This is a genomic window from Arthrobacter sp. ok909, assembly GCF_900104405.1.
GTDB classification, from domain to species: Bacteria; Actinomycetota; Actinomycetes; order Actinomycetales; family Micrococcaceae; genus Arthrobacter; species Arthrobacter humicola.
Map to the genome: position 1 here is coordinate 61,708 of NZ_FNJS01000017.1, position 24,247 is coordinate 85,954.

Genomic DNA, 24,247 nt, shown 5'->3' on the forward strand with positions numbered 1-24,247 from the left:
CTCTAGGTCACTTTGGGCCTGTTGGGTGGAATGCCGACGCCGGTGCGGCCATCTGAAGGTGCCGCACCGGCGTCGCGTTGTGCTGATTAGCGCGTGATGGCCTGGGGCTTGATCTTGCGGGAATCCAGCACCTGGTCAATGAGGCCGTACTGCATGGCCTCGGCGGCGGTGAGGATCTTGTCCCGCTCGATGTCGTTGTTGACCTGATCCGGCGTCCGGCCGGAGTGCTTGGCCAGCGTGTCCTCAAGCCAGGAGCGCATGCGCATGACTTCGGCGGCCTGGATCTCCAGGTCTGAGGCCTGCCCGCCCTGCCCGCCGGAGAGTGAGGGCTGGTGGATAAGCACACGGGCATTCGGCAGCGCGAGACGCTTGCCCGGCGTGCCGGCCGCGAGCAGCACGGCTGCGGCACTGGCGGCCTGGCCGAGGCAGACGGTCTGGATCTCGGGTCGGATGTACGTCATGGTGTCGTAGATCGCGGTCATGGCGGTGAAGGAGCCGCCCGGGGAGTTGATGTAGAGCGTGATGTCGCGGTCCGGGTCCGTGGACTCGAGGACCAGGAGCTGGGCCATCACGTCGTCGGCCGAGGCGTCGTCGACCTGGACACCCAGGAAGATGATGCGGTCCTCGAACAGCTTGGTGTACGGGTCCTGGCGCTTGAAGCCGTAAGGGGTGCGCTCTTCGAACTGCGGCAGCACGTAGCGGCTGCCCGGCAGGTTACCGGCAGTCGAACCGAAGTTGTAGTTCATGTTCATTGCTCCTGAATTCATTGCTGTCTACGTGCCGGTCAGTTCTCGGTGGCTGTCGCAGCGCCGCCGCCGTTGCCGGAGCCATTGGCGTTGGTTCCGCCGCCGCCGGCCACGGATCCCGCGTGCGCGGCGATCTTGTCAAAGAAGCCGTATTCCAGGGCTTCAGTTGCCGTGAACCACTTGTCGCGGTCGTTGTCCTTGAGGATGGTCGCCACGGTCTGTCCGGTCTGGTCTGCGGTCAGCTCGGCCATGACCTTCTTCATGTGCAGGATCAGCTCGGCCTGGATCTTGATGTCCGAGGCCGTGCCGCCGATGCCGCCGGAGGGCTGGTGCATGAGGATGCGGGCGTTGGGCGTCGCGTAGCGCTTGCCCTTCGTGCCGGAGGAGAGCAGGAACTGGCCCATGGATGCGGCCAGACCGGTGGCCACGGTGACAACATCGTTCGGGATGAACTGCATGGTGTCATAGATGGCCATGCCGGCGGTGACGGAGCCGCCGGGAGAGTTGATGTAGAGGTAGATGTCCTTTTCAGGGTTCTCCGCCGAGAGCAGCAGGAGCTGCGAGCAGATCGCGTTGGCGTTCTCGTCGCGGACCTCGGAGCCGAGCCAGATGATGCGCTCTTTCAGCAGGCGGTTGTAAATGTAGTTATCCTGGGCCGCCGGATCGACCGTGGCCATCCGGGGTGCCCCTGCGTGCTGTGACATATGTACTTACCTCTCGCTGGCGACGGTGACGTCACTGAACGACATCACTGAACTTTCCTACATGGACACTAACGGTTTTCACTGCCCGTTTGTGCGCAGGCGCAGGGCTGTTCGCTGACGGCGCACGATTGCCGGGAGCCTGCCAGCCGGGTCCAGGGACTTAAAACAGACGGCCCCCGGATCGGTGATCCGGGGGCCGTCAGCGGCAATGCTAGAACTTCACTGCTGCGGGGTCGTCGCTCGGCGTGGCGTCGGCGGCAGCTGCTTCCTCGGAAGCCTCTTCCTCGACGGACTCAGCGGCCGGGGCAGCCTCGTCGCCGGGGCGGACGAAGTCGCTCAGGTCAACCTTGTTGCCTTCGGAGTCGGTGACCTCGGCCTGGCCCAGGACGACGGCCAGAGCTTTGCGGCGGCGGACCTCAGACACCATCATGGGGACCTGGCCGCTCTGATCAATGATCTGGGCGAACTGGTTCGGGTCCATGCCGTACTGGCTGGCGGTGGTAACGATGTAGTCGATCAGCTCGTTCTGGCTGACGTTGACTTCTTCCTTTTCGGCGATGGCGTCAAGGATGATCTCGTTCTGGAAAGCTCGCTCGGTGTTGGCCTTGACCTCGGCGCGGTGCTCCTCGGTGTCGTGCTCGCCTTCACCGTGGGCGTTTTCGGCATTGAAGTGCTGCTCGAGCTGCTCTTCGACGATCGATTCCGGGACGGGAACCGCAACGAGCTCAACGAGCTTGTCCAGGACCTTGTCGCGGGCCTCGACGCCCTGCTCTACGACCTTGGACTCGGCAGCCTGTTTGGCGAGGTCCTCGCGGAGCTCGGCCAGGGTGTCGAATTCACTGGCCAGCTGGGCGAAGTCGTCGTCGGCGACGGGGAGCTCGCGCTCCTTGACGGCCTTGACGGTGACCTTGACCTGAGCCGACTCGCCGGCGTGCTCGCCGCCCACCAGGGTGGTGTCGAAGATGGCGTCCTCGTCGGCGCTGAGGCCGGTGACGGCCTCGTCGAGGCCTTCGAGCATGGTGCCGGCGCCGACCTGGTAGGACAGGCCTGCTGCGGAGTCAACCTCGGCGCCGTCAATCGAGGCGGCGATGTCGATCGTCAGGAAATCCTTGTCCGCGGCCGGGCGGTCCACCGTCTTCAGGGTGCCGAAGCGGCCGCGGAGCTCGTCCAGGGCCTTATCGACGTCGGCGTCGGACGACTCGGCGGCGGCAACCTCAACCTTGATGCCGGCGTAGTCGGGCAGTTCGATCTCGGGGCGGACGTCAACCTCGGCGTGGAACTTGAGCTCACCATCGGTGGCGGACGGGTCCGGAACCTCGGTGATTTCGACCTCGGGACGGCTCAGGGGGCGGATGCCCGTTTCCTGCACGGCAGCCTGGTACCAGCCGTTGAGGCCATCGTTGATGGCCGTCTCCAGGACGTAGCCGCGGCCAACGCGCTGGTCAATGAGCTTGGAGGGGACCTTACCCTTGCGGAAACCGGGGACCTGGATCTGCGAAGCAACAGTCTTGTATGCCTCTGCGATGCTGGGCTTCAATTCCTCAAAGGGGACCTCAACATTGAGCTTGACCCGCGTGGGGGTGAGGTTCTCGACAGCGCTCTTCACAGTCTAAGTACTCCTGGTGTGGGGGAATGGGGTTCTGCATTGCCACGGACTGGCAGTGCTTGCAGAGTCGGGGTGACAGGATTTGAACCTGCGACTTCCTGCTCCCAAAGCAGGCGCTCTAGCCAAGCTGAGCTACACCCCGTAAGTGCACAGAACAGTCTACGGTCATACTATGCCGATTTGCACATTTGACACCGGGGCCCTGCATTAGGTTTAGTTGTATCCGGCTTGAACAGCCGACCGGAAGTTTTGCTGGAAATCCAACGCTGTACATTCAAACCTGTACATTCAACGCTGAAATCCAGCATCACCCCGGGGACGTAGCTTAATGGTAAAGCCTCAGTCTTCCAAACTGATTACGCGGGTTCGATTCCCGTCGTCCCCTCCATCACAGCCGTTAGGCACACAAGAAAGCCCCTCTGCGGAGGGGCTTTTTTCATGCGCGGCCCGGCGAAATCCGTTCAGGCCCGCTGGCACTGCGGGCACCAGTACAGTTTCCGGGCTCCCAGTTCCGTCAGCGCCACGGAGGTCCCGCAGTCGCGGCAGTCCAGTCCGTGCCTGCGGTAGACGAAGTGCGCCTCATCGGGGTCCGGAAGGACGTCCGGCTGCCCGTCCCAGTACCGGGGCGGCGTCGTAATAATCCGGCCGTCCCGGACGCCGTCGGACATCATCGCCACGGTGTCGTCCCAGAGACGGCGGGCCGCGTCAGGTGCCAGCCCGGCCCCGGGAAGCCAGGGATTGAGGCGCTGCCTGAACAGCAGTTCGGCGCGGTAGACGTTCCCGACGCCGGCAATCACCTTTTGGTCCATGAGCAGGGTTGCCAGGGGCGTGCGTCTGCCGGCCAGGGTGGCGGTGAAGGCGTCGCGGTCCCCCGGCAGGTTGCGCAGCGGGTCCGGGCCAAGGCGGCCGAGGACGCCCTCGGCCTCCTCCCCGGTGATCGCCTCACAGGTGGTGGCGCCGCGCAGGTCCGCCCAGCCGTGCCCGCTCACCAGCCGGACGCGGACGGCGCCCACCGGTGCCGGCGGCCCTGCGTATGCAGACGCGGGTGCAGGGACAGCAGCAGGCGCGGCGTCCTCAGGAAGAGCGGCTGCCGGTGCGTCGCCGTCGTCGTACACCTCCCGCTCCCCCACCTTCCGGGGCGCGCCGATGCTGGACGCACCGCGGAAGGTGTCGTCCCCGCCGAAATCCCACGCTCCATAGAGGCCCAGGTGGACGTGCAGGACCAGTCCGTGGTCGAACTCGAGGAACAGGTGCTTCCCGTGGGCGGTCGCGGCCATCATGACGTGCCCGTCCAACAACGCGGCGCCGGGCGCGAACCGTCCTTGCGGGCTCGAGACGCTCAGCTTCTCCCCCGCGAAAACGTCACCGAACTGGCGTGCCAGCCGGTGGACGGAGTGCCCTTCCGGCACTACTGGACAACCTCGCCGGTGCGCTCGTAGATGGCAATCTTGCCGATCCGGCGGACGTGGCGCTCGTCGTTGCTGAACGGCTCGGCCAGGAAGGCCTCGATGATGGCTGTTGCCTCGTCCACGCTGTGCTGGCGGCCGCCGACGGCAACCACGTTCGCATCGTTGTGTTCGCGGGCGAGCTGCGCCGTGGACAGGTTCCAGGCCAGGGCGGCGCGCACGCCCTTGACCTTGTTGGCGGCAATCTGTTCGCCGTTGCCGGAACCGCCCAGGACGATGCCCAGGGCGTGGGTGCCGGCTTCCTGGTCGGCGACGACGGCGAGGGCGGCATTGATGCAGAACGACGGGTAGTCATCCAGGGCGTCGTAGACCTTGGGTCCGTGATCCACCACCTCGTAGCCCTTGGCGCTGAGGTGGCTGACGAGGTGGGCACTGAGCTCCATGCCGGCGTGGTCGGTGGCGATGTGCACACGCGGGAAGTCAGAAAGGGTCACGGCGGTTCCGTTCAGTTGCGGCGCCGGGCGGCGGCCGGGGGCGGTTGGGGGCTGTTCCAAGCCTACTAGGCCGGGCCTTTCGGGGCGGCGCCGGACCGCGCCGGTCTCCGCACTGCACTGTCTTGTTACAGCGCTGTCGTGTTACGGCGCTGTGTCACATCTTTGTGTCACATCTTCGTGTTACGGCGCTGTGCCACCGGGCTGCGTCACACGGCGGGTGCATCGCCATTTCGCCGGGCCCTGTCCGCCACCCGGGAAAGCGTGCGGGCGATGTTGTCCGCCGAGGCGGCACTTCCGCCGCTCACGGCCAGCCGCCGGCCGTCCAGGCGGTCGACGACTACCGCGGGCCCGCTGCTGACCAGCAGCGCCGTGGTGTTGCCGTGGATCCGGTACCCCCACCCGCCGTAGTCGGCAGCCCGGACATCCCGAGGTGTGGCAGCGTCGATGGCCGCGGCCGGAACGTCCATGACCCGGACGAACCCCGCCGCGAAGACCCGCAGCCCGCTTCGGTCAACCCGGATCCGGGCAAACAGGAACGCCGCCGTTACCAGGGCCGCGGCCACCAGGAGCGCAGCCAGCCAGGGCACGGCAAGGGTGAGGAGGGCCGCGGGCAGCAGTGTCGCGATGCCGAGCATGACGAAGATCGAGCTGCGGGCGTGCACCCAGAGGCTGATGCGGTCCCTGGCCAGTTCCGCATCCTGTTCCCGCTCGAGGGCCTGCCGCATGGCGAGGTCGTCGTCGACGGACCAGCGTTCGTCGGCCTTGAAGACAAAGCCCATCACGACCCCCAGCCCCAGGGCGGCTCCGCTTCCGAGGGCCAGGACCGTGGCATCAACGTGGGACTCGCGCGCGTCGGGCAGTCCCATTTGGCCCACGAGCACAGCGGCGAGGACCGTGGTGATGAAGAGGCTCATGGAGAACCCGGCGCCCATCATGATGCGGCGCATCATCGCGGGGCGGGACAGCGGCACGGCCTGAAGCAGCACGGCCCAGCCCACCACCACGATCAGCGCCGCACCGGCGCCCGCGACGGCCGTGAACGGAGCGAAGTCGACGGCACCGGCGTCGGTCCAGCGGACGGCCAGCGGCTCGGGCAGGTCCGGCCGCACCAGCAGCGCACACACCACGAATCCGGCCGCCAGCATGAGGGGGAAACCGATGGCAAAGCGCAGCGCCCTGACATCAACTGAGTCCCGAAACTTTCCCATGCTCCAACGCTACCCCCGCCCGGACGTGGAGCCATCCAGGTGCGGCGCGAACGCCCGAAACGGAAATTTGCGACGGAAATCGCAGCGGAAGCCGGCCATCAGGACCGTCGCGGCGGCAGACAGTGGGACCGGGATGCCTTGCCATCGGCCGCTGACGTGAAAGAATAATTTCACAGTATCGCCGGCGGCTGCGGCCGGCCGGCAGTATCCGACTCTTTTGGAGGCCCCCTTGCCCGGTATGAACCTGACCCGCGCCGAAGCCCGCGAGCGCGCCGCCCTGATCGACGTCGAGTCCTACGAGGTCAGCCTGGACCTGACGCGCGGCGAGAAAGTCTTCGGGTCCACCACGGCCGTGAAGTTCACCGCCAAGCCGGGGTCTTCGACCTTCATCGACGCCGTGACCCACGCCGTGCACAGCGTGAGCCTCAACGGCCGCGAACTGGATCCGGCAGAGGTATCAGACGGCGTACGGATCCAGCTGCCGGACCTGGAGGCCGAGAACCACCTCCTCGTGGTCGCGGAGGCGCCCTACATGAACACCGGCGAAGGCCTGCACCGCTTTGTGGATCCGGTGGATAACGAGGTCTACCTGTACACGCAGTTCGAGGTCCCGGATTCGCGGCGCATGTTCGCCGTGTTCGAACAGCCCGACCTCAAGGCCAGCTTCACGTTCACCGTCACGGCCCCCTCGCACTGGGACGTGGTCTCCAACTCCCCCACCCCGGTGCCGGTGGAGACCATCCCCGGCGAGGACGGCAGTGCCCGCTCCGTCTGGGAATTCACGCCCACGCCCCGGCTCTCCTCGTACGTCACGGCCCTGATCGCCGGGCCGTACCAGTCGGTCCGCAGTGAGGTCACCTCGGCGGAGGGCCGCGTCACCCCGCTGGGCATCTTCGCCCGCAAGTCACTCATGCAGTACCTGGATGCGGACAACATCTTCGAACTCACCCGGCAGGGCTTTGAGTTCTTCGAGGCGCAGTTCGGCTGCCCGTACCCGTTCGAGAAGTACGACCAGCTCTTCGTGCCGGAGTTCAACGCCGGCGCCATGGAAAATGCCGGGGCCGTCACCATCCTGGAAGGCTACGTCTTCCGCGGCAAGGTCGCCGACGCCCAGGTGGAGCGCCGCGCCATCACCGTGCTGCACGAGCTCGCACACATGTGGTTCGGCGACCTCGTCACGATGCGCTGGTGGAACGATCTCTGGCTCAACGAGTCCTTCGCCGAGTACATGTCCCACCTGGCCGCCGTGGAGAACACCGAGTTTGCCCACGCCTGGACCACGTTCGCCTCGATGGAGAAATCCTGGGCCTACCGCCAGGACCAGCTTCCCACCACGCACCCGATCTTCGCCGAGATCAACGACCTCCAGGACGTCGAGGTGAACTTCGACGGCATCACCTACGCCAAGGGCGCCTCGGTGCTGCGCCAGCTCGTCGCCTGGGTGGGCCCGGAGGAATTCATGTCCGGCGTCCGCGAGTACTTCAGCAAGCACGCCTGGCAAAACACCGAGCTCAGCGACCTCATGGCCGAACTCGAGAAGGCCAGCGGCCGCGACCTGGAAAAGTGGGGCCAGCTCTGGCTGGAGACCGCCGGCGTCAACACCCTGACCCCGGAAATCACGGCAGCGGCGGACGGCACCATCAGTTCCTTCGCGATCGTGCAGTCGGCGGTCGAGAGCGAGCCGACGCTGCGGCCGCACCGCCTCGCCGTCGGCTTCTATGACCTCAACAGCGCCGGCAAGCTGGAGCGCGTCCACCGGGAGGAGCTCGACGTCGACGGCGAGCGCACCGAGGTTCCCGCCCTGGCCGGGCTTGCCCGGCCAGACCTGATCCTGCTCAACGACGACGACCTCGCCTACGCCAAGGTCCGGCTCGATCCGACGTCCCTGGCCACGGCCACGGCCCACCTGAAGGACTTCAGCCAGAGCCTCCCGCGCACCCTGGTGTGGGGCTCGGCCTGGGACGCGGCGCGCGACGGCGAAACCCCGGCCCGCGGCTACGTGGACCTGATCCTGGCCAACATTGCCGAGGAATCCGATTCCTCCGTGATCCTGGTCCAGCTCCGCCAGCTTGCCACGACGCTGGCCTTCTACGTGGCCGAGGAGCACAAGGAAGCCACCGCCGTGGCCGCGGCCGACACCCTGTGGGACCTGGCCTCGACCGTGCCTGCCGGCTCCGACGCCCAGCTGCAGTTCGTGAAGTCCTACGCACTGCTGGCCCGCAGCGCCGGGCAGCTGGAGACGGTGACCGGGCTGCTGGACGGTTCCCGCATGCTCGACGGGCTGACCGTTGACCAGGACCTGCGGTGGGAGTTGCTGGCGTGCCTCGTGGCAGGTGGCCGCGCCGGACAAGAGCGGATCGACGAGGAACTTGCACACGACAACACCTCCAACGGCCAGAACGCGGCAGCCCTGGCGAAGGCGGCCATTCCCACCGCTGAGGCCAAGGCCGAAGCCTGGGAATCGATTGTGGTCAAGGGCGATCTGTCCAACGCCCTGCAGGGCTCGGCCGTGACCGGTTTCACCCGGGTCCTGGACACCTCCCTCCTGGAGCCCTACGCCGAGAAATACTTCGAGGCCGTCCCGGAGATCGTGGCCAACCGCACCCACGCGCTGGCCCAGCAGATCGTCGTCGGGCTCTACCCGGCCCTGCTCACCACGCAGGCCACTGTGGACCGGACCGATGAGTTCCTGGCCTCGCTGCCGGAAGGCAGCTCCGCGCTGCGCCGGATGATGCTGGAAAACCGCGACGGCGTGGTCCGGTCCCTGCGTGCCCGCCAGGCCGACGTCGGCTAGGACGCCTTCTCCCGGAGTCCCGGCGCCGCCCTCCGGCGGCACCGGGACTCCGGCGTTTTAGGCGCCGCTAAACTGGCGTCATGAGCCTTGACGAACACCGCTACACGCTGACTGTCCGCTGGACCGGGAATCTCGGGTCCGGGACGTCCTCCTACCGCGGCTACTCACGGGACCACGACGTCGAGATCCCCGGGCTGCCGGTGCTGCGCGGCTCGGCCGATCCGACATTCCACGGTGACCGCCAGCGCTACAACCCCGAACAGCTCCTCCTGGCGGCGCTTTCGCAATGCCACATGCTTTCTTTCCTGCACGTGGCCGTCAAGCATGGCGTGGTGGTGACCGGCTATGAGGACCGGGCCGAGGGGCTGATGCGGACCAACCGGGACGGCAGCGGGCAATTCGAGTCCGTCACGCTCAAGCCCCGCGTGACGGTGGCGGAACCTGCGGCCCCGGAGCTTCTCGAGGAGCTCCATGCCGAGGCCAACAAAGTTTGCTTCATCGCCCGCAGCGTCAACTTCCCCGTGCTGCACGAGCCCGTGCCCGTGGCGGAACCGGCCTGATCGCGCCCAGACGGCGTGCGGCCCCTGAGGAGGCGGCGGCAGCTCAGGCGGGCTGCGCCCGGTAGGCGGCCAAGAGCGTCCGCTCCGTTTCCGGGCACAGGCCGGCCTTGCGTTCCCGGGTGAGGCCGCGCCGTCGTTCGTCCTCGAGGGTGTCGCGCAGGGTCTGTGTCCAGGGCCGCAGCCGCAGCCCGGCGGCCCGTGCGGCGCTGTTGCTTCGGGCCGAGAAGCCGTCGTGACCTGGCGGCAGCCGCAACGGCAGCGAGTCGGGCCCGGCCCAGTAGTTCACGCCGTGCCCGGCCAGCCACTCCCCCCGCGCCGCCACCGTCCCGGGCGAAGCGGGCGGCCCAATGCCCGTACCGGTCCGAACCAGCGCCTCACGGGCCTGTGTGGGATCCCGCGCGACGTCGATAACGGCGTCCCATCCGACGTGGCCGGGCCGGCCTGCCGCACGGGCGCATAGGCGGCCATTCCCTGCGAGCGGTCCGCCCGCACCCATGCGGCTCCGCTGGGCGGGGCGGCACTGGTTCCGCGGGCCAGGCAGGTGACCTCATGTCCGGAAGTGAGGGCTTGCCGGGCTATTTCGGCGGAGAGGAAGGCTGTGCCGCCAAGGATGAGGATGCGCATGGGTGCCACGGTACGGCGCTAATGTTGAAGGGGAACAGAGTGTTATGCGGCCGGCGAACGCCGGCCCCACAGCCAACAACTGCAAGGAGCAAACCCTACCGATGTACAGCATGACAGCCGTCGAGCCCATCACGCCGCAGGAAATTTCGGCGATCAACCTGCCGGGCGTCCTCATCAGCATCGGCGTCGGCGTTGCGGTGTGGCTGGTGGCGTCGTTCGTGATCTCCGGAATTACCAAGCGTGTCGCCGAGGGCAGCACCTTCTTCAAGAAGCGGCACTTCCGCTGGGTGACTCCGGCCCTGCGGGCACTGGACCACGAACGCCGGGTCCAGCGCGCCAACACGATCGGTGCGCTGCTGAGGAGCGTGGTGGGCGTCCTGGTCGCTGCATTCACCATCATGTATGTGCTCAACAACCTGAACGTGAACATTGCACCCCTGCTGACCAGCGTCGGTATCCTCGGTATCGCCATCGGCTTCGGCGCCCAGCAGCTGATCCGCGACTTCCTCGCCGGCATCTTCATCACGCTCGAGGACCAGTACGGAATCGGCGATGTCATCGAGACCTCCGAAGTGGTGGGCGTCGTGGAGTCCATGAACCTGCGGATCACCCGGGTCCGGGCTGACGACGGCGCCATCTGGTACCTGCGCAACGGCGAAATCCTGCGCGTGGGCAACCGTTCACAGGGCAATTACATCGGGCCCTCCGCCCCGCCGGCCGACGAGGCCGGTTCCACGCCGCAGCAGCAGGCCGGAGAATAGAGAAATGACGATCCCCATCGCCGGCGAGCCCCGGCAGCCCCGCCAGTTGCTGCAGAACGATCCGTTCAGCCAGCCCGGCTACACGGACAACTTCTACGACGCCGTGGGCGGCCATGAGACCTTCGTCAAGCTCATCGATGTGTTCTACGACGGCGTCGCGACCGATCCGGTGCTGCGCCCCATGTACCCGGAAGAAGACCTCGGCCCCGCCAAGCGGCGCTTCCTGATGTTCCTGGAACAGTATTGGGGCGGCCCGACGACCTACGGCGAGGAGCGGGGTCACCCCCGTCTGCGGATGCGCCACGTGCCCTTCCGCGTGACGCCGGAGGCCAAGGAACGCTGGCTGCACCACATGCGCACCGCGGTGGATGCCCTGGCGCTTCCGCCGCTGTACGAGGGAACGCTGTGGGACTACATGGAGCGGGCAGCCCTCTCCATGGTCAACAGCCCGTCGGAGGCCTAAGCGCCGTCGCGTCCGGACGCAGGATCAGCGCCGCCCGGGCCCCGCGGCCAGCGCGGCGCGCCCGTTGCCGGCGCCGTGCACGAGGAACGCGATGAGCAGGAACGCGGCGAGCACCTGCGCCGTCGTCGTCAATGCGGCGGGCCACCCGCCGTCGAGCGTCGGGTCGAGGAAGTCGTAGACGTACCAGCCGTCGATCCCGCCGCGCACCCACGAGAAGACCAGGAAGGCGGCCGGGTAACAGAGCCACACCAGCGGCCGCCACCATCTGCCGCGCAGTGTCTTCGTGACGAGGATCCAGTCGAGGACGACGAACAACGGAGCCAGGCGATGGTGTGCCAGCTGGGGCCAGTACATGTCCCAGCTCCACCACGGTTCACCCGGCGGGGCGACGAGCACCGCGTAGATGAGGCCGGTCATCACCAGATAGAAAACTAGTGCGCCGAAAAGGTGGTCCCACCACTCCGGAAGCCGCGTCCGCGGCCTGGCCGCGGACGCGATGAGCACTAGCCCGAGGACGAGGTTCGACTGGACTGTGAATTCCGAATAGAGCTGGAAGACGTCGACGTCGTTGCCGGGCAGCGTGGCGTCGTACGTCCTCCGGGCGACGGCGATGAGTACGAAGATGCCCACCGCGGCTCGGGGCAGGCGGATCCACCTCCGGTCCGGATGCAGCGCATCATTGAAGCCAAAGTGTCGCCCGATCGGGGGATCCAGCACCGATACACCGCTCATGCGCCCAGTATGGCAGGCCGGTCAACGCGGGGACGGGCAACGACGGCGATCCGGGATTCCGCCGCCGACTACCAGAGTCCTAAAGTCCGGAACCCGTCCGGACCAGCACGTGGCCGCGGGTGCCGCTGAGCCGGAACCAGCGCCCGGCCCGGAAGAGCCGCTGGTCGCCGTCGGCGAGGAAGCCCAGGGTGAGCGCGGCGAACGCGGCACCGGCCGGGAGGCCGCCGGCGTCGGGCAGTTCACGGCCCCAGACCGTTGCCCGGGCGTTGTTGACGATCAGCGCGCCCGGCTTGTCCGGGATGATTGCGGCGATCTCCCGGATGCCGGCCTCGGCGGCGTCCCGCAGGACGGTGTCCCGGAGGGTGCCGAGCGGTTCCCAGCCGGCACGCGGCGCCCCGATCCCGGCCCACGACTCGCTGACGGTCATCGGCGGCACAGGAAGTTCGACGTCGGTCTCCCCCGCCCGTGCCAAACGGTCCAGCACGGCGGACAGCGGCACGGTCACGTCAGTGTCCGCCGGCTGTGCCAGCGCCATGGTCCGCAAGCCGAGGATGGTGGGCGTGGATTCGCCGAGGAGCCGGGGCCGCAGGACGCAGACGTAGGCGGCCAGGACCGGGCCCGCGGCTTGGAGCCGGATGGCGCCGTCGTCGATGGACCTGGCGCGCGTCGCGAAGGTGCGAAGGTCGGCGAGGTCACGGGGATCGGTGAACTGCAGGGGCTGGGTTAGGACATCAGACACACTACCGACTCTACCGGCTTGGCTTCTTTGGAGCGGCGCGGGCGTCCGTCTAGAGTCAGAGCATGACTGAAGCCGAAGCCGGACTGCGGGGACTTCCCACGCAGGACCCCACCTCCTCGCTCATCGAACTCCTCAACCTCGGCGAGCTTGAGGGCGCGCGGACCGACGAGGACATCTTCATGGGTCCCTCCCAACGGCAGCCGCGGCAGCGCGTCTTCGGTGGCCAGGTGCTGGCGCAGTCTCTCATTGCCGGCAGCCGCACTGTCGATCCGGACCGCAGCGTGCACTCCATGCACGGCTATTTCCTCCGACCGGGCGACGCCAACCAGCCGATCACCTTTGGGGTGCAGCGCCTGCGCGACGGCCGGTCCTTCTCGGCCCGCCGGGTCCACGCCTATCAGGAGGGCATGCCCATCCTGTCGATGATCGCGTCCTTCCAGGCCGAAGACGAAGGCATCGAGCACCAGTCCGAGATGCCGGCCGGCATCCCGGACCCCGAATCGCTGCCCAGCACCGCCGACCTGCTGGGGAAGTTCGACCACCCCGTGGCCCGGCACTGGGCCTATGAGCGGCCCTTCGATATCCGCCACGTCGACCCGGCCCTGTACGTTTCGGCCAACGGGCCCAAGGAAGCACGCAACGCCGTCTGGATGAAGACCTTCGGCCCGATGCCCGACGACGCCGGCCTGCACCGGGCCGCACTGGCCTACGCGAGCGACTACACCCTGCTGGAGTCGGTCCTCCGCCGGCACGGGATGAGCTGGATTACGCCCGGGATGTCCGTGGCGAGCCTGGACCACGCCATGTGGTGGCACCGGCCGGTCCGGGTGGACGAATGGCTCTTGTATGTCCAGGAGTCCCCCAGCGCCCAGGGTGCGCGGGGCCTGGCCACGGGCAAGATCTTCAGCCGCGACGGCCGGCACGTGGCAACGGTGGCGCAGGAAGGCATGATCCGCGTCCCGAGACCCTAAGATCACACAATACGACGCGGCTTAACGCAGAAGGTGGGCTCCCCCCGGGGGGAGCCCGCCTTCTGCGTTGCGGTGCTTAGTCGCGGGTGAGGCGGCGGTGCGTCACACGGTGCGGCTTGGCCGCGTCCGGGCCCAGGCGCTCCACCTTGTTCTCCTCGTAGGATTCGAAGTTGCCCTCGAACCAGTACCACTTGGACGGGTTTTCCTCGTCGCCTTCGTAGGCGAGGATGTGGGTGGCCACCCGGTCCAGGAACCAGCGGTCGTGCGAGACGACGACGGCGCAGCCCGGGAATTCGAGCAGGGCGTTTTCGAGGCTGCTGAGGGTTTCGACGTCGAGGTCGTTAGTCGGTTCGTCGAGGAGCAGCAAGTTGCCGCCCTGCTTGAGGGTCAGCGCCAGGTTGAGGCGGTTGCGCTCACCGCCGGAGAGCACTCCGGCCTTCTTCTGCTGGTCCGGGCCCTTGAAGCCGAAGGCGGCCACATAGGCACGGGACGGCATTTCGACGTGGCCGACCTGGATGTAGTCAAGGCCGTCGGACACGACCTCCCACAGGGTCTTGTTGGGGTCGATGCCGCCGCGGCTCTGGTCGGCGTAGGAGATCTTGACGGAGTCGCCGATCTTCAGTTCGCCGCCGTCGAGCGGCTCCAGGCCCACGATGGTCTTGAACAGGGTGGACTTGCCGACGCCGTTGGGGCCGATGACGCCAACGATGCCGTTGCGGGGCAGGCTGAAGGACAGTCCGTCGATCAGCGTGCGGTCATCGAAGCCCTTCTGGAGGTCCTTGGCTTCCAGCACGAGTCCGCCGAGGCGCGGTCCCGGCGGGATCTGGATCTCTTCGAAGTCGAGCTTGCGGGTGCGGTCTGCTTCGGCAGCCATTTCCTCGTAGCGGGCCAGACGGGCCTTGGACTTGGTCTGGCGCCCCTTGGCGTTGGACCGGACCCATTCGAGTTCCTCGGTGAGGCGCTTGGCTTGCTTGGCGTCCTTCTTGCCCTGGACTTCCAGGCGGGCACGCTTCTTCTCCAGGTACGTGGAGTAGTTGCCCTCGTACGGGTAGAGGTGGCCGCGGTCCACTTCGGCGATCCATTCGGCCACGTGGTCGAGGAAGTAGCGGTCGTGGGTGACAGCGAGGACGGCGCCGGGGTAGCTGGAGAGGTGCTGCTCAAGCCACAGCACGCTTTCGGCGTCGAGGTGGTTGGTGGGCTCGTCGAGCAGCAGCAGGTCCGGCTTCTGCAGCAGGAGCTTGCAGAGGGCGACGCGGCGGCGCTCACCACCGGAGAGCAGGGTGACATCGGCGTCGGCCGGCGGGCAGCGCAGGGCGTCCATGGCCTGTTCCAGCTGGGAATCGATGTCCCAGGCGTCGGCGGCGTCGATTGCTTCCTGCAGCTGACCCATTTCCTCGAGGAGCGCGTCGTAGTCAGCATCGGGGCTGGCCATTTCCTCGGAGATCTCGTTGAAGCGCTGGATCTTGCCGTAGATTTCGCCGACGCCTTCCTGGACGTTGCCCAGGACGGTCTTGTCTTCGTTCAGCGGCGGCTCCTGCAGCAGGATGCCGACCGTGTAGCCGGGGCTGAGCCGGGCCTCGCCGTTGGAGGGAGTGTCCAGGCCTGCCATGATCTTGAGAATGGTGGACTTACCGGCACCATTCGGGCCGACAACGCCGATCTTGGCCCCCGGGAAGAAGGACATGCTTACGTCATCGAGGATGAGTTTTTCGCCGACAGCCTTACGGGCCTTGGTCATTGTGTAGATAAATTCCGCCATGCCTACAAATCTAGTGGCTCGGCCGGGATAACTCACATTCCGGACGCCCCCAATCAGTCCTTTGACGACGATGGAAGGCGCCCGCGGGCCTTGGACGGAGCTGCCCGGAATCCCCGCGCCAATCAGGGACGCGGATATCGTCGCTTCCGGGCTCGCCGCCGGCGTCTTGCGGTGATTCAGGCCGCGGCCCCTTTCAGTTCGCCGGTTTCCTGGTCCACTTCCTCTTCTTCTCCGGTCGCGTCATCGATGTACGTCGCGTCGTGCTCGGGGCCGCCGTCGCTGTTTCCGTCGGCATCACCGGACTCCGCCGGTGTTGGGCCGCCGTCCCCGTCGCTGTCCCCGGCACCGGCACCGGGTGCACCGGGTGCGCCGGGCCCGGCGGCCGCCTGGGTTCCGGCTCCGGCCGTGCGCGTGAAGTTGGCGGATCCCCACATGAGGTCGTGGCCAACCGACTCGGCGTCGATTTCTGCGGCGTGGTAAATCCGGCCGTCTTTTTCCCAACTCCGCATCTTTAGCCTGCCAACGACGATGACCCGCTGGCCCTTCTTGACGCTGCAGCCCAGATTGCCGGCCAGCTGCCGGTAGCCCTGGACGGTGAACCAGTTGGTGTTGCCGTCCACCCAGGTGCTGGTCGCGCGGTCGTAACGGCGGTCCGTGGCGCCGAGCCGAAAGGACGCCGTGGCCACCCCACCGGGGGTAGTCGAACTTCTGATCTCCGTGGCCACGAAGCCGCGGACCGTAATGTTGTCACTCATTCTCATGTCCTGTCTCGAATTGTCGTGCCCTGGCGGGCAGTTCCAGCATCCTGCGCTGGACGGTCGCCGGGGAGGGCCCGGCTGTGCCATGTGGAAAACCTGCCGCCGGCAGCCGCGCCAGGGAGGTGTTGGGGAGGAGTTGGCGAGCGGCCCGGACTACCGACAAGCCGGGGGCCGGCGTTGACCGTCGCCGGCCGTCCGGCACTGTAAACTTTTTGAGGCGTCCCCGGCAGCAGCCGGCGGGCAGCCAGCGTGCCCCAGTAGCTCAGGGGATAGAGCAGCGGCCTTCTAATCCGCCGGTCGGGGGTTCGATTCCCTCCTGGGGCACAAGAAGAGAGGCTCTGGGCTGCGGACTTCCGCAGCCCAGAGTCCCGTCAGGGACCTGGCCGCCGCAGTAACCGCCACCGCACATCACGGCCACACTCCCCGCGTCCGGCTGCGGTTCCCCATCCGGCTGTGCCGGGGCGTCAGATCCACTTGTTGTGTTTGAACGCCAGGTACAGGATCAAGCCCATGACCACCATGAGCCCGAGTGCCATCGGATAGCCGAAGAACCAGTCGAGCTCGGGCATGAGGCGGAAGTTCATGCCGTAGATTGACGCGATCAGCGTCGGGGCGAACAGGATCGCAGCCCACGACGAAATCCGCTTGACCTGCTCGTTCTGGGCGAAACTCGACTCCGTCAGGAGGCGCATTTCATCGTTTTGCCGTTGTGCCACGAGCGCGGCGTTGACGGCCAGCGCATTCTGCAGCAGGGCACGGAAGGCCGCCACCCGTTCCCCGAGCCTGAGGGCATGGTCCAGGACATCGCGGAAGTGGTCCTGCAGTTCGGGATCCGGCACCCCGTCCGGTCCGCCGGCCATGAGCGTCTGCAGGATTCCGGCAAGAGGGGCTGTGGCGCGCTGGAATCCGATGACCTGGCGGGAGAGCTCATAGATCCTGCGTGACACGCCGGGATCGGCCGCGAACAGATCATCTTCGATTTCATCGATGTCGTTTTCCAGCCCGGCGGCGACCGGCTCGTACTCGTCCACCACCTGGTCCACGATCGCGTAGAGCACCGCATCCGGTCCAAGCGCCAGGAAGTCCGGTTCGGACTCCATGCGCCGGCGCACCCGGGCCAGATCCGGCGACTCGGCACGGCGGACGGTAACCACGAAGTCCGGGCCGGCGAAGACGTGGATCTCGCCGAACTCGACCTTCTCCACATCATCCAGATACCGGGCCGGCCGCAAAACCAGGAACAGGGTTTCGCCGTAGTGCTCCAGTTTCGCCCGCTGGTGGCCGGCCAGCGCGTCCTCTACGGCCAGGTGGCTCAGGTCGAATTCCTGGGCCACCGATCGCAGCTCGTCAGGTTCGGGCCGGTAGAGCCCGATCCACGCCATGCCCTGGCGCTGCCGCAGCAGGAAATACGTCTCCTCGAGATCTTCCGGGTCGGCGGTCCGGCGACCGTCCACATAAACAGCGTTGTCAATGATTGTCACGGCCGCGCCTCCTCTTCAAGGCTTCCCTTGGCTGTGACGTTATACCGTGCCCGGCCCGGTGCCAACAACCCGCCATCAGCCATCAGCACGCTTAGTATTGAGGGGACAGACAGGGCACCAGGGAACGCCTGTGCTCCCTGCCCGCAACCGAAAGGTACGGCCGCCATGACTCACACACCCCGCGGATTTGATCCCAACGATTCGTACGACGCCCCGACCACCCAGTACCCGAGGGCCGCTGACCGCACGTCCGGATCCGCCGGGGAAGGCGCCACCACCGGAAGCCAGGCCGGCCCGGACCTTGTTGCCCCGGACGCGGCGACGGGCGTGGAAGCGCCCCGGGCAGAGACGCCCGGAACACCGGTTCCTGCACCGGAGGCACGCCAGGTCACCCGTGCGGGAATGGTCTGGGCCGCGGTTGCCTGCGCGCTGGTGGTGCTGATCCTGCTCATCGCCTTCATCCTGCAGAACCAGGAATATGTGCAGGTTAAGTTCTTTGGCCTCACGGGCTCGGTCCCGCTGGGCATTGCACTGTTCATCGCGGCCGTTGGCGGCGGCGTGCTGGTCGCGATCGCGGGAGCCGCCCGCATCATCCAACTGCGCTTGGCCGCGCACCGTCAGCGTGCCGGCCGTCAGTCCGGCGCCGTCGCGCGCACGCGCTGACGCCGGCGGGGGCTAGCCTGTTTCCATGGGCGGAGCAGAACCCCGGGGGCCGGAGGCCATCACCACCGCGGCGGCGGACTGGCCCGACGTCGAGCGCCTCTTTGGCGGCCGCGGTGAACCGTCGCGCTGCTGGTGCCGGTTCTTCGCCCCACGGCACGTTGGGGCTCTTCCTGGCCGCTGGTTTCGAAGTGGTCAGCGACGCGGTGTCCGGACGCGCCGTCGTCCGCCTCACGGCGCCCTGACAGCTCCGACTGCCACTACGGCAGCGTCAGGATGACCGGGCCGCCCTTCGTGATGGCAACCGTGTGCTCGCTGTGCGCGGCGCGGCGCCCGTTCGCGGAGCGGAGGGTCCACTCGTCCTCGTCATGGTAGTAGTCGTCCTTGCGGCCGAGAATAAGCATCGGCTCAATGGCGATCACAAGGCCCTCGGTGAGTTTGATACCGCGGCCGGGCCGGCCGTCGTTGGGCACGTGCGGCTCGGCGTGCATGGTCCGGCCGATTCCGTGGCCGCCGTGGTCGGCAAGGAGCCCGTAGCCCGCCCGGCGCGCTTCCCCGCCGATCGCGTAGCCCAGATCGCCCATCTTGTTCCCGATCCGGGCAGCCTCGATCCCCCGGGCCAGGGCGGCGTCCGTGGCGTCGATGAGGGCCTGGTCCACCGGGGCCGCCGTGCCGACGACGAAGCTAACGGCGGCATCGCCGCACCAGCCGTCCAGGAACGCGCCACAGTCCACGCTCAGCAGATCCCCGTCCTGCAGCCGGTAGCCGTTGGGAATGCCGTGCACGACGGCATCATTGACGCTCGTGCAGATGACCCCGGGAAACGGGACGGATGCCCACCGGGGCCGGTAATTCAGGAACGCCGGCGTGGCACCGGCGTCGGCGATGGACGCCGCGGCGACCTCGTCCAGTTCCTTGAGCGAGACACCCACGCCGGCGGCGTCCCGGACCCGGCCCAGCGTAGTGGCGACCACCCGGCCGGCCTCGCGCATCAGGGCGATCTCTTCGGGACTCTTGATCATGGACATGGGTTTCCTTCCGACGCGGATCCGCGGCTTGCTGGCTTCAACTCTAAAGCCCGCCGCAGGATGTCTACAGTGGCCTCATGGTCACCACCGAACTGATTGATGCGATCCGCGCCCGGTTGCAGGCTGCAGCCGATCCCGGCCGCGCCGCCGGGGCACAGGCCTATATGAAGTCGCAGCTGCCGTTCCTGGGCGTGCGGGTTCCCGAAGTCCGCAGAATCGTCAAAGCCGCGGCCGCCGAGCATCCTCCGGGCAGCATCGCGGAATTGCAGTCCGCAGTGCTCGAACTGTGGCGAGACTGCGGCTGTCGTGAGGAACGCTACGCGGCGATCCAACTCACCGGGCTGAAACTTGCGGCCCGGGAGCTCGGCATGCTGGCCGTGTACGAGGAAATCATCCGCACCGGGGCTTGGTGGGACCTGGTGGACGGGGTGGCGCACGGGCTGGGCGGGCTCTTGCAGGCGCACCGGGCAGAACTGACGCCGGTCCTGGGGCGCTGGAGCAAGGATGAGGACTTCTGGATCCGGCGGGCCTCCATCACGGCGCAGCTCGGGGCGAAGGCCACCACGGACACGGCCCTCCTGGCCGCCGTGATCGAGGCCAACCTGGGCGATCAGGAGTTCTTCATCCGGAAGGCGATCGGGTGGGCGCTGCGCCAGTACGCCAGGACGGACCCGGACTGGGTGGTGGCGTTTGTGCAGCGGCACCAGGACGAGCTCAGTCCGCTCTCCCGCAGGGAAGCGCTGAAGAACCTGCCGCCCGGATAACCGGCCTAGATGATCGGCCGTGTAGTGACGGGCTCGTCCGACTTGCTGAACAGCAGCTTGGTCTTCGGGTCCAGGAAGATCAGGTACAGCGCAAAGAGCAGGGCAATGATGGCCGCGGCGTTGCGGGCCAGCGCCAGGGCCAGGCCGAGGTCGGCGGTCTGCAGGTACGGGAAGACGTCCAGCTGGTCCGAGATCGCGTACACCATGAAGAAGGACACGATGAAGTAGAGCGCCTTGACCTGCCAGTCGTCGCGGATGCCCGTGACCGCGAACAGCGGAATGAGCCAGACGATGTACCAGGACTGGATCATCGGGGACAGGAGCACGACGGCGGCGAACGCCAGGGTGAGACGGCGCATCAGACGGTCGTAGTCCCCGCGGAAGATCTGCCAGGCGACGATCCCGACGGCGACCAGCTTGCCGGCGTCGAACGCCCACTTGGCCAGTCCCCAGCCGTCCAGGCCGAACGCGTTGGAGATGGAGGCGACGACCAGGCCCATCAGGCCCACGGGCGCGTACCAGATCCAGATGCTGCCCGGGGCGGACAGGCCGTTGATCCAGCCGAAGCCAAAGCCGTTGACCCGGCTCATGAGGTACAGCAGGGCCAGGCTGATGCCGGCCGTGAGGCCCCAGAAGAGGAACTTGCGCGGCCAGCTGGCGTTCTTCCCCGCCCAGAGCAGGCCGATGAACGGCAGGAAGACGATCGTGATGGGCTTCACCGCGATCGAGAGCGTGACCAGCACGATTCCGCGGATAACCCGGCGCGTGGCGCAGTAATACAGGCCGGCCAGGGCCAGCCCGATCATGAGGGCGTCGTTGTGCACGCTGGCGATGAAGTTGGTGAGGAACAGCGGGTTGGCGGCCGTCAGCCACAGGGCCCGGTTCGGGTTCACCCCGTGGAGTTCGGCCAGTTTCGGCACGTAGATCACGCACAGGACGATGCCCGCCAGCGCGGCCATCCGGAAGAGCATGATGCTGCCCTCGGGGTTCACGTTGGTGGCCCAGACCACGAACTGCTCGATCCACAGGAAGAGCTGGCCGTACGGAACGGGCGCCTCGGTCCACATCTTGTCCGCGCCCAGCTGGAAGTAGTTGGACAGCGCCGAAATGCCGTTTTCGTACGGGTTGAACCCCTCCACCATGAGCCGGCCCTGGCCGATGTAGGCGTAGACGTCCCGGCTGAAGAGCGGCACGGAGAACATCAGCGGCAGACCCCAGGCCACGGTCGCCTGGAGCGTGGCCTTGCGGGCGCCGGGCCCCCAGACCCGCACGCGCTGGCCCAGCCGCAGCCAGGCGCGGACCAGGAGCATGCCGCCGAAGGCCAGCAGGACAATGGACAGGGCGACGCCGATGGCTTCGGTGCGCATCCAGATGAACAGCGGAACGCGGCGGAGCCCGGACACGGGGGCGAGCCAGCCGACGCCGATCGAACCGATCGCCATGAACAGCGATCCGAGGAACCCGGCAAGGATCGGGGACCGGGGATTGTCGACGTCGTCGACAGCACCGGGGCGGACGTCAGCCGGGCGGAGGTCGGCGGGGCGGACGTCAGCCGGGCGGAGGTCGGCGGGGCGGGACCCCGCCTCGCGGGTCTCGGTCGGACGGGAGTCAGTCGGGCGGGACGTACCGGCAGCCGTTTCCCCCGCCGCAGGCACAGGCGCCGTCATGTCAGGATCGTCCAATCTGTCGTGGGCCACTTTTCCGCCCGCAGTCGGCCGAATTGTCCGGCCCGGGGCGCGCCGGCTTGACGAAATACTTCGACGGCCGCGTACCCGAAATCCTAGCACCGGACGGCCCTGTGACGTCGGAACGGTAGGCTGGGCGGGTGCCTATAACTAACGAACGCATCGTCTGGATCGACTGCGAAATGACCGGCCTGGACAGCAAGAACGATGCCCTGATCGAGGTCGCCGCCCTGGTGACCGATTCGGAGCTCAACATCCTGGGTGACGGCGTCGACGTCGTCATCAAGCCCGACGACGCCGCGTTGGCCCAGATGAACGACTTCGTCCGGGACATGCATACCCGGTCCGGCCTCCTGGCGGAGCTCCCGGACGGCAAGACCATGGCCGAAGCGCAGGCCGTCGTGCTCGACTACATCAAGAAGTGGGTGCCGGACCCCAGGAAGGCCCCGCTCGGCGGCAACTCCGTGGGCACCGACCGCGTGTTCCTGGTCCGCGACATGCCCGAGGTGGTGGAGCACCTGCATTACCGGGTCATCGACGTGAGCACCATCAAGGAACTCTCCCGCCGCTGGTTTGCCCGGGCCTACTTCCAGTCCCCCGCCAAGATGGGCGGACACCGGGCGCTCGGCGACATCAAGGACTCCATCGACGAACTCCGCTACTACCGCGAGGCGGTGTTCGTCCCCGCGCCCGGCCCGGACAGCGCCACGGCGCAGCGGATTGCCAAGCACGTCATGGGCGACGGCCCGGCCGAGGGCACCGCGGCGGAGTCCACCCCGGCCGAGTAGCGGCACCGGGGACCGTGGCGCAGAAAAGTAATCTGCGCCACGTTTGGCGGAAATTTCGGTGAAAATCGCGAAAGTGGCAAAACCACCCCCAAACAACAGGTAAGCTATTTGTCGTTGCCTTTCCAGCCCGCCGGTTCGCCGGAGGGCCTGATACGGCACATGGTGGGCGTAGCTCAGTTGGCAGAGCGCCTGGTTGTGGTCCAGGAGGTCGCGGGTTCAACCCCCGTCGCTCACCCTCATGAAGGACGGCAGTGATTGTCCGACCTTTTCCAAAGGCCGCACCGGTTATCCGGTGCGGCCTTTGTTGTCTGTACTGGAAGGAAACGCAGTGAAGCGCAAGCTCTTTGAAGAAGACCACGAGATGTTCCGCGAGATGGCTGCCGAGTTCAATTCGCGCGCGGTGGCCCCCCACTATGCCCAGTGGGACAAGGACCGCATGATGTCCCGGGACCTGTGGTCGGCGGCCGGCGAGCAGGGACTGCTGGGCCTGGCCGTGCCGGAGGAGTTCGGCGGCATGGGCATGAACGACTACCGCTTCCGTGCGGTGCTGGACGAGGAGTTCGCCAAGAGCAACCACCTCGCCGTCGGCCTGGCGTTCCACCTGCACGACGACATGGTCCTCCCCCACCTGCTGGCCTACGGCTCTGATGACCTCAAGTCCCGCTGGCTGCCTGCCATGGTCTCCGGCGAAAAGGTCACCTCGATTGCGTGGACCGAGCCGGGCGCCGGCTCCGACCTTCGCGGCATCCGTGCCAAGGCCGTCCGCGAGGGCGATGACTGGCTGATCAGCGGCCAGAAGACGTTCATCGGCAACGGCATTTCCGGCGACGCCTCCCTGGTCCTGGCCCGCACCGACGGCGGCACCGGTCGCGGCAACCACGACTCGTTCTCCCTCTTCATGGTCCAGAAGGGTGAGGGCTACAACACCGGCAAGCAGCTGGACAAAATGGGCCTGAAGGCCTCCGACACAGCGGAACTGTTTTTCGACAACGTCCGAGTCCCGCACGCCGATCTGGTGGGCGAGGTGGGCAAGGGCCTGCAGTACGCGGCCGAACAGCTCCCCCAGGGCCGCCTGGCGATCGCGGTGGCGAGCTCCGCCGTCGTGCGCGCCGTCTATGAGGCGACCGTCCGCTACACGAAGGAGCGCAACGCGTTCGGCGAGCGGATCATCGACTTCCAGAACAGCCGCTTCGAACTCGCCGACATCCTCACCGAGGTCGAGGTCACCGAAGCCTACGTGGACCAGGCCATCCTGGCCTTCAACGCCGGCGAACTCGACGCCGCAGGTGCTGCCCGCGCCAAGCTGTGGGCCTCCGAGCGCGCCAAGTCCGTCACGGACCGGTGCCTGCAGCTGCACGGCGGCTACGGCTACATCCTGGAATACCCGGTGGCCCAGGCCTACCTCGCCGCCCGGTTGCTCACGATCTTCGGCGGCACCAACGAAATCATGCGCGACGTCGTCGGCCGCACCATCGCCGGCTGATCCGCCCGTCGCCACCAGCACCCGAGGAATCAC

At 67.2% G+C, this 24,247-nt stretch carries 23 protein-coding genes and 4 tRNA genes; 12 read left to right on the top strand and 15 right to left on the bottom strand.

The window, feature by feature from the left end; genetic code table 11:
- Positions 1-86 precede the first annotated feature (86 nt).
- From BLR03_RS14360 to BLR03_RS14375, 4 genes are all read right to left on the bottom strand, one after another.
- A complete protein-coding gene (locus BLR03_RS14360; protein WP_091253833.1) occupies positions 87-746 on the bottom strand; it encodes an ATP-dependent Clp protease proteolytic subunit in 660 nt (219 codons plus the stop codon).
- 38 nt (positions 747-784) lie between these two features.
- Positions 785-1,423 carry an ATP-dependent Clp protease proteolytic subunit gene (locus BLR03_RS14365; RefSeq protein WP_091253706.1) on the bottom strand — a complete coding sequence of 213 codons (639 nt, stop codon included), beginning with the start codon at positions 1,421-1,423 and terminating at the stop codon, positions 785-787.
- Positions 1,424-1,661: 238 nt separating this feature from the next.
- The gene (tig, locus tag BLR03_RS14370) at positions 1,662-3,056 is read right to left on the bottom strand and encodes a trigger factor (protein WP_091253708.1); all 1,395 of its coding nucleotides are present in this window, start codon (positions 3,054-3,056) and stop codon (positions 1,662-1,664) included.
- A gap of 67 nt (positions 3,057-3,123) precedes the next feature.
- Positions 3,124-3,198, bottom strand: a tRNA-Pro gene (locus BLR03_RS14375).
- Between the two features lie 172 nt (positions 3,199-3,370).
- Here BLR03_RS14375 and BLR03_RS14380 point away from each other — a divergent pair.
- Positions 3,371-3,444, top strand: a tRNA-Gly gene (locus tag BLR03_RS14380).
- Between the two features lie 73 nt (positions 3,445-3,517).
- On the opposite strand, the gene BLR03_RS14385 is transcribed toward BLR03_RS14380, so the two are convergent.
- The 3 genes from BLR03_RS14385 to BLR03_RS14395 all read right to left on the bottom strand — a co-directional run bounded on the left by BLR03_RS14385 (position 3,518) and on the right by BLR03_RS14395 (position 6,164).
- On the bottom strand, positions 3,518-4,465 hold the full coding sequence (locus BLR03_RS14385; protein ID WP_091253709.1) for an Fpg/Nei family DNA glycosylase: 948 nt from the start codon (positions 4,463-4,465) through the stop codon (positions 3,518-3,520).
- Positions 4,465-4,956 (bottom strand): ribose-5-phosphate isomerase, encoded by a 492-nt coding sequence (locus BLR03_RS14390; protein ID WP_091253711.1) that lies wholly within the window; start codon positions 4,954-4,956, stop codon positions 4,465-4,467. Before BLR03_RS14390 ends, BLR03_RS14385 begins: the two co-directional genes overlap by 1 nt.
- Positions 4,957-5,162: 206 nt before the next feature.
- A complete protein-coding gene (locus BLR03_RS14395; protein WP_091253713.1) occupies positions 5,163-6,164 on the bottom strand; it encodes a hypothetical protein in 1,002 nt (333 codons plus the stop codon).
- A 238-nt stretch (positions 6,165-6,402) separates the two neighbouring features.
- Here BLR03_RS14395 and pepN point away from each other — a divergent pair, with 238 nt between their 5' ends.
- Together pepN and BLR03_RS14405 are read left to right on the top strand one after the other, a co-directional pair.
- On the top strand, positions 6,403-8,958 hold the full coding sequence (pepN, locus tag BLR03_RS14400) for an aminopeptidase N (protein WP_091253715.1): 2,556 nt from the start codon (positions 6,403-6,405) through the stop codon (positions 8,956-8,958).
- Positions 8,959-9,038: 80 nt separating this feature from the next.
- Positions 9,039-9,518: an OsmC family protein gene (locus BLR03_RS14405; RefSeq protein ID WP_091253719.1), complete on the top strand. Its 480-nt coding sequence runs from the start codon at positions 9,039-9,041 to the stop codon at positions 9,516-9,518.
- Between the two features lie 43 nt (positions 9,519-9,561).
- On the opposite strand, the gene BLR03_RS14410 is transcribed toward BLR03_RS14405, so the two are convergent.
- On the bottom strand, positions 9,562-10,014 hold the full coding sequence (locus tag BLR03_RS14410; RefSeq protein ID WP_254788503.1) for a hypothetical protein: 453 nt from the start codon (positions 10,012-10,014) through the stop codon (positions 9,562-9,564).
- A gap of 229 nt (positions 10,015-10,243) precedes the next feature.
- Here BLR03_RS14410 and BLR03_RS14415 point away from each other — a divergent pair, with 229 nt between their 5' ends.
- Both BLR03_RS14415 and BLR03_RS14420 read left to right on the top strand, forming a co-directional pair.
- Positions 10,244-10,903, top strand: a complete 660-nt coding sequence (locus BLR03_RS14415; protein WP_091253723.1) for a mechanosensitive ion channel family protein — start codon at positions 10,244-10,246, stop codon at positions 10,901-10,903.
- Between the two features lie 4 nt (positions 10,904-10,907).
- Positions 10,908-11,366, top strand: coding sequence for a globin (locus BLR03_RS14420; protein WP_091253726.1), 459 nt, complete (start codon positions 10,908-10,910; stop codon positions 11,364-11,366).
- Positions 11,367-11,390: 24 nt separating this feature from the next.
- On the opposite strand, the gene BLR03_RS14425 is transcribed toward BLR03_RS14420, so the two are convergent.
- Together BLR03_RS14425 and BLR03_RS14430 are read right to left on the bottom strand one after the other, a co-directional pair.
- Positions 11,391-12,098 (bottom strand): Pr6Pr family membrane protein, encoded by a 708-nt coding sequence (locus BLR03_RS14425; RefSeq protein ID WP_091253730.1) that lies wholly within the window; start codon positions 12,096-12,098, stop codon positions 11,391-11,393.
- Between the two features lie 79 nt (positions 12,099-12,177).
- Positions 12,178-12,837, bottom strand: coding sequence for a DUF8185 domain-containing protein (locus BLR03_RS14430; protein WP_091253733.1), 660 nt, complete (start codon positions 12,835-12,837; stop codon positions 12,178-12,180).
- A 62-nt stretch (positions 12,838-12,899) separates the two neighbouring features.
- Between BLR03_RS14430 and BLR03_RS14435 the strand changes: the two genes are divergently transcribed.
- Positions 12,900-13,808 carry an acyl-CoA thioesterase gene (locus BLR03_RS14435; RefSeq protein ID WP_091253735.1) on the top strand — a complete coding sequence of 303 codons (909 nt, stop codon included), beginning with the start codon at positions 12,900-12,902 and terminating at the stop codon, positions 13,806-13,808.
- Between the two features lie 76 nt (positions 13,809-13,884).
- Here the strand turns inward: BLR03_RS14435 and ettA are convergent, their stop codons facing one another.
- The gene (gene ettA / locus BLR03_RS14440) at positions 13,885-15,567 is read right to left on the bottom strand and encodes an energy-dependent translational throttle protein EttA (protein WP_091253738.1); all 1,683 of its coding nucleotides are present in this window, start codon (positions 15,565-15,567) and stop codon (positions 13,885-13,887) included.
- Positions 15,568-15,743: 176 nt separating this feature from the next.
- Positions 15,744-16,322, bottom strand: coding sequence for a single-stranded DNA-binding protein (locus BLR03_RS14445; protein WP_091253742.1), 579 nt, complete (start codon positions 16,320-16,322; stop codon positions 15,744-15,746).
- A 254-nt stretch (positions 16,323-16,576) separates the two neighbouring features.
- Here BLR03_RS14445 and BLR03_RS14450 point away from each other — a divergent pair.
- Positions 16,577-16,649, top strand: a tRNA-Arg gene (locus BLR03_RS14450).
- Positions 16,650-16,789: 140 nt separating this feature from the next.
- Here the strand turns inward: BLR03_RS14450 and BLR03_RS14455 are convergent.
- Entirely contained in the window at positions 16,790-17,806 is a 1,017-nt protein-coding gene (locus tag BLR03_RS14455) for a magnesium and cobalt transport protein CorA (protein WP_091253745.1), read from the bottom strand.
- Between the two features lie 165 nt (positions 17,807-17,971).
- Here BLR03_RS14455 and BLR03_RS14460 point away from each other — a divergent pair, with 165 nt between their 5' ends.
- Positions 17,972-18,469 (top strand): LapA family protein, encoded by a 498-nt coding sequence (locus BLR03_RS14460; protein WP_091253749.1) that lies wholly within the window; start codon positions 17,972-17,974, stop codon positions 18,467-18,469.
- Positions 18,470-18,726: 257 nt separating this feature from the next.
- On the opposite strand, the gene map is transcribed toward BLR03_RS14460, so the two are convergent.
- Positions 18,727-19,494: a type I methionyl aminopeptidase gene (gene map, locus BLR03_RS14465; protein ID WP_091253753.1), complete on the bottom strand. Its 768-nt coding sequence runs from the start codon at positions 19,492-19,494 to the stop codon at positions 18,727-18,729.
- A 77-nt stretch (positions 19,495-19,571) separates the two neighbouring features.
- On the opposite strand from map, the gene BLR03_RS14470 reads away from it, so the two are divergent.
- Positions 19,572-20,258, top strand: a complete 687-nt coding sequence (locus tag BLR03_RS14470; RefSeq protein ID WP_091253755.1) for a DNA alkylation repair protein — start codon at positions 19,572-19,574, stop codon at positions 20,256-20,258.
- A 5-nt stretch (positions 20,259-20,263) separates the two neighbouring features.
- On the opposite strand, the gene mptB is transcribed toward BLR03_RS14470, so the two are convergent.
- Positions 20,264-21,925 (bottom strand): polyprenol phosphomannose-dependent alpha 1,6 mannosyltransferase MptB, encoded by a 1,662-nt coding sequence (gene mptB / locus BLR03_RS14475; protein ID WP_091253758.1) that lies wholly within the window; start codon positions 21,923-21,925, stop codon positions 20,264-20,266.
- A gap of 158 nt (positions 21,926-22,083) precedes the next feature.
- Here mptB and orn point away from each other — a divergent pair, with 158 nt between their 5' ends.
- The 3 genes from orn to BLR03_RS14490 all read left to right on the top strand — a co-directional run bounded on the left by orn (position 22,084) and on the right by BLR03_RS14490 (position 24,214).
- Positions 22,084-22,731, top strand: a complete 648-nt coding sequence (orn, locus tag BLR03_RS14480) for an oligoribonuclease (protein ID WP_091253761.1) — start codon at positions 22,084-22,086, stop codon at positions 22,729-22,731.
- A gap of 162 nt (positions 22,732-22,893) precedes the next feature.
- Positions 22,894-22,966 (top strand) — tRNA-His (locus BLR03_RS14485).
- Positions 22,967-23,059: 93 nt separating this feature from the next.
- Positions 23,060-24,214, top strand: coding sequence for an acyl-CoA dehydrogenase family protein (locus BLR03_RS14490; RefSeq protein ID WP_175460560.1), 1,155 nt, complete (start codon positions 23,060-23,062; stop codon positions 24,212-24,214).
- Positions 24,215-24,247 lie beyond the last annotated feature (33 nt).

Bases quoted from the DNA above. Each gene is read 5' to 3' on its own strand.
- BLR03_RS14360 (WP_091253833.1), bottom strand. From the start codon at position 746: ATGAACTACAACTTCGGTTCGACTGCCGGTAACCTGCCGGGCAGCCGC.
- BLR03_RS14365 (WP_091253706.1), bottom strand. From the start codon at position 1,423: ATGGCCACGGTCGATCCGGCGGCCCAGGATAACTACATTTACAACCGC.
- BLR03_RS14395 (WP_091253713.1), bottom strand. From the start codon at position 6,164: ATGGGAAAGTTTCGGGACTCAGTTGATGTCAGGGCGCTGCGCTTTGCC.
- pepN (WP_091253715.1), top strand. From the start codon at position 6,403: ATGAACCTGACCCGCGCCGAAGCCCGCGAGCGCGCCGCCCTGATCGAC.
- BLR03_RS14405 (WP_091253719.1), top strand. From the start codon at position 9,039: ATGAGCCTTGACGAACACCGCTACACGCTGACTGTCCGCTGGACCGGG.
- BLR03_RS14410 (WP_254788503.1), bottom strand. From the start codon at position 10,014: ATGGGTGCGGGCGGACCGCTCGCAGGGAATGGCCGCCTATGCGCCCGT.
- BLR03_RS14415 (WP_091253723.1), top strand. From the start codon at position 10,244: ATGTACAGCATGACAGCCGTCGAGCCCATCACGCCGCAGGAAATTTCG.
- BLR03_RS14420 (WP_091253726.1), top strand. From the start codon at position 10,908: ATGACGATCCCCATCGCCGGCGAGCCCCGGCAGCCCCGCCAGTTGCTG.
- BLR03_RS14425 (WP_091253730.1), bottom strand. From the start codon at position 12,098: ATGAGCGGTGTATCGGTGCTGGATCCCCCGATCGGGCGACACTTTGGC.
- BLR03_RS14435 (WP_091253735.1), top strand. From the start codon at position 12,900: ATGACTGAAGCCGAAGCCGGACTGCGGGGACTTCCCACGCAGGACCCC.
- ettA (WP_091253738.1), bottom strand. From the start codon at position 15,567: ATGGCGGAATTTATCTACACAATGACCAAGGCCCGTAAGGCTGTCGGC.
- BLR03_RS14445 (WP_091253742.1), bottom strand. From the start codon at position 16,322: ATGAGTGACAACATTACGGTCCGCGGCTTCGTGGCCACGGAGATCAGA.
- BLR03_RS14460 (WP_091253749.1), top strand. From the start codon at position 17,972: ATGACTCACACACCCCGCGGATTTGATCCCAACGATTCGTACGACGCC.
- map (WP_091253753.1), bottom strand. From the start codon at position 19,494: ATGTCCATGATCAAGAGTCCCGAAGAGATCGCCCTGATGCGCGAGGCC.
- BLR03_RS14470 (WP_091253755.1), top strand. From the start codon at position 19,572: ATGGTCACCACCGAACTGATTGATGCGATCCGCGCCCGGTTGCAGGCT.
- mptB (WP_091253758.1), bottom strand. From the start codon at position 21,925: ATGACGGCGCCTGTGCCTGCGGCGGGGGAAACGGCTGCCGGTACGTCC.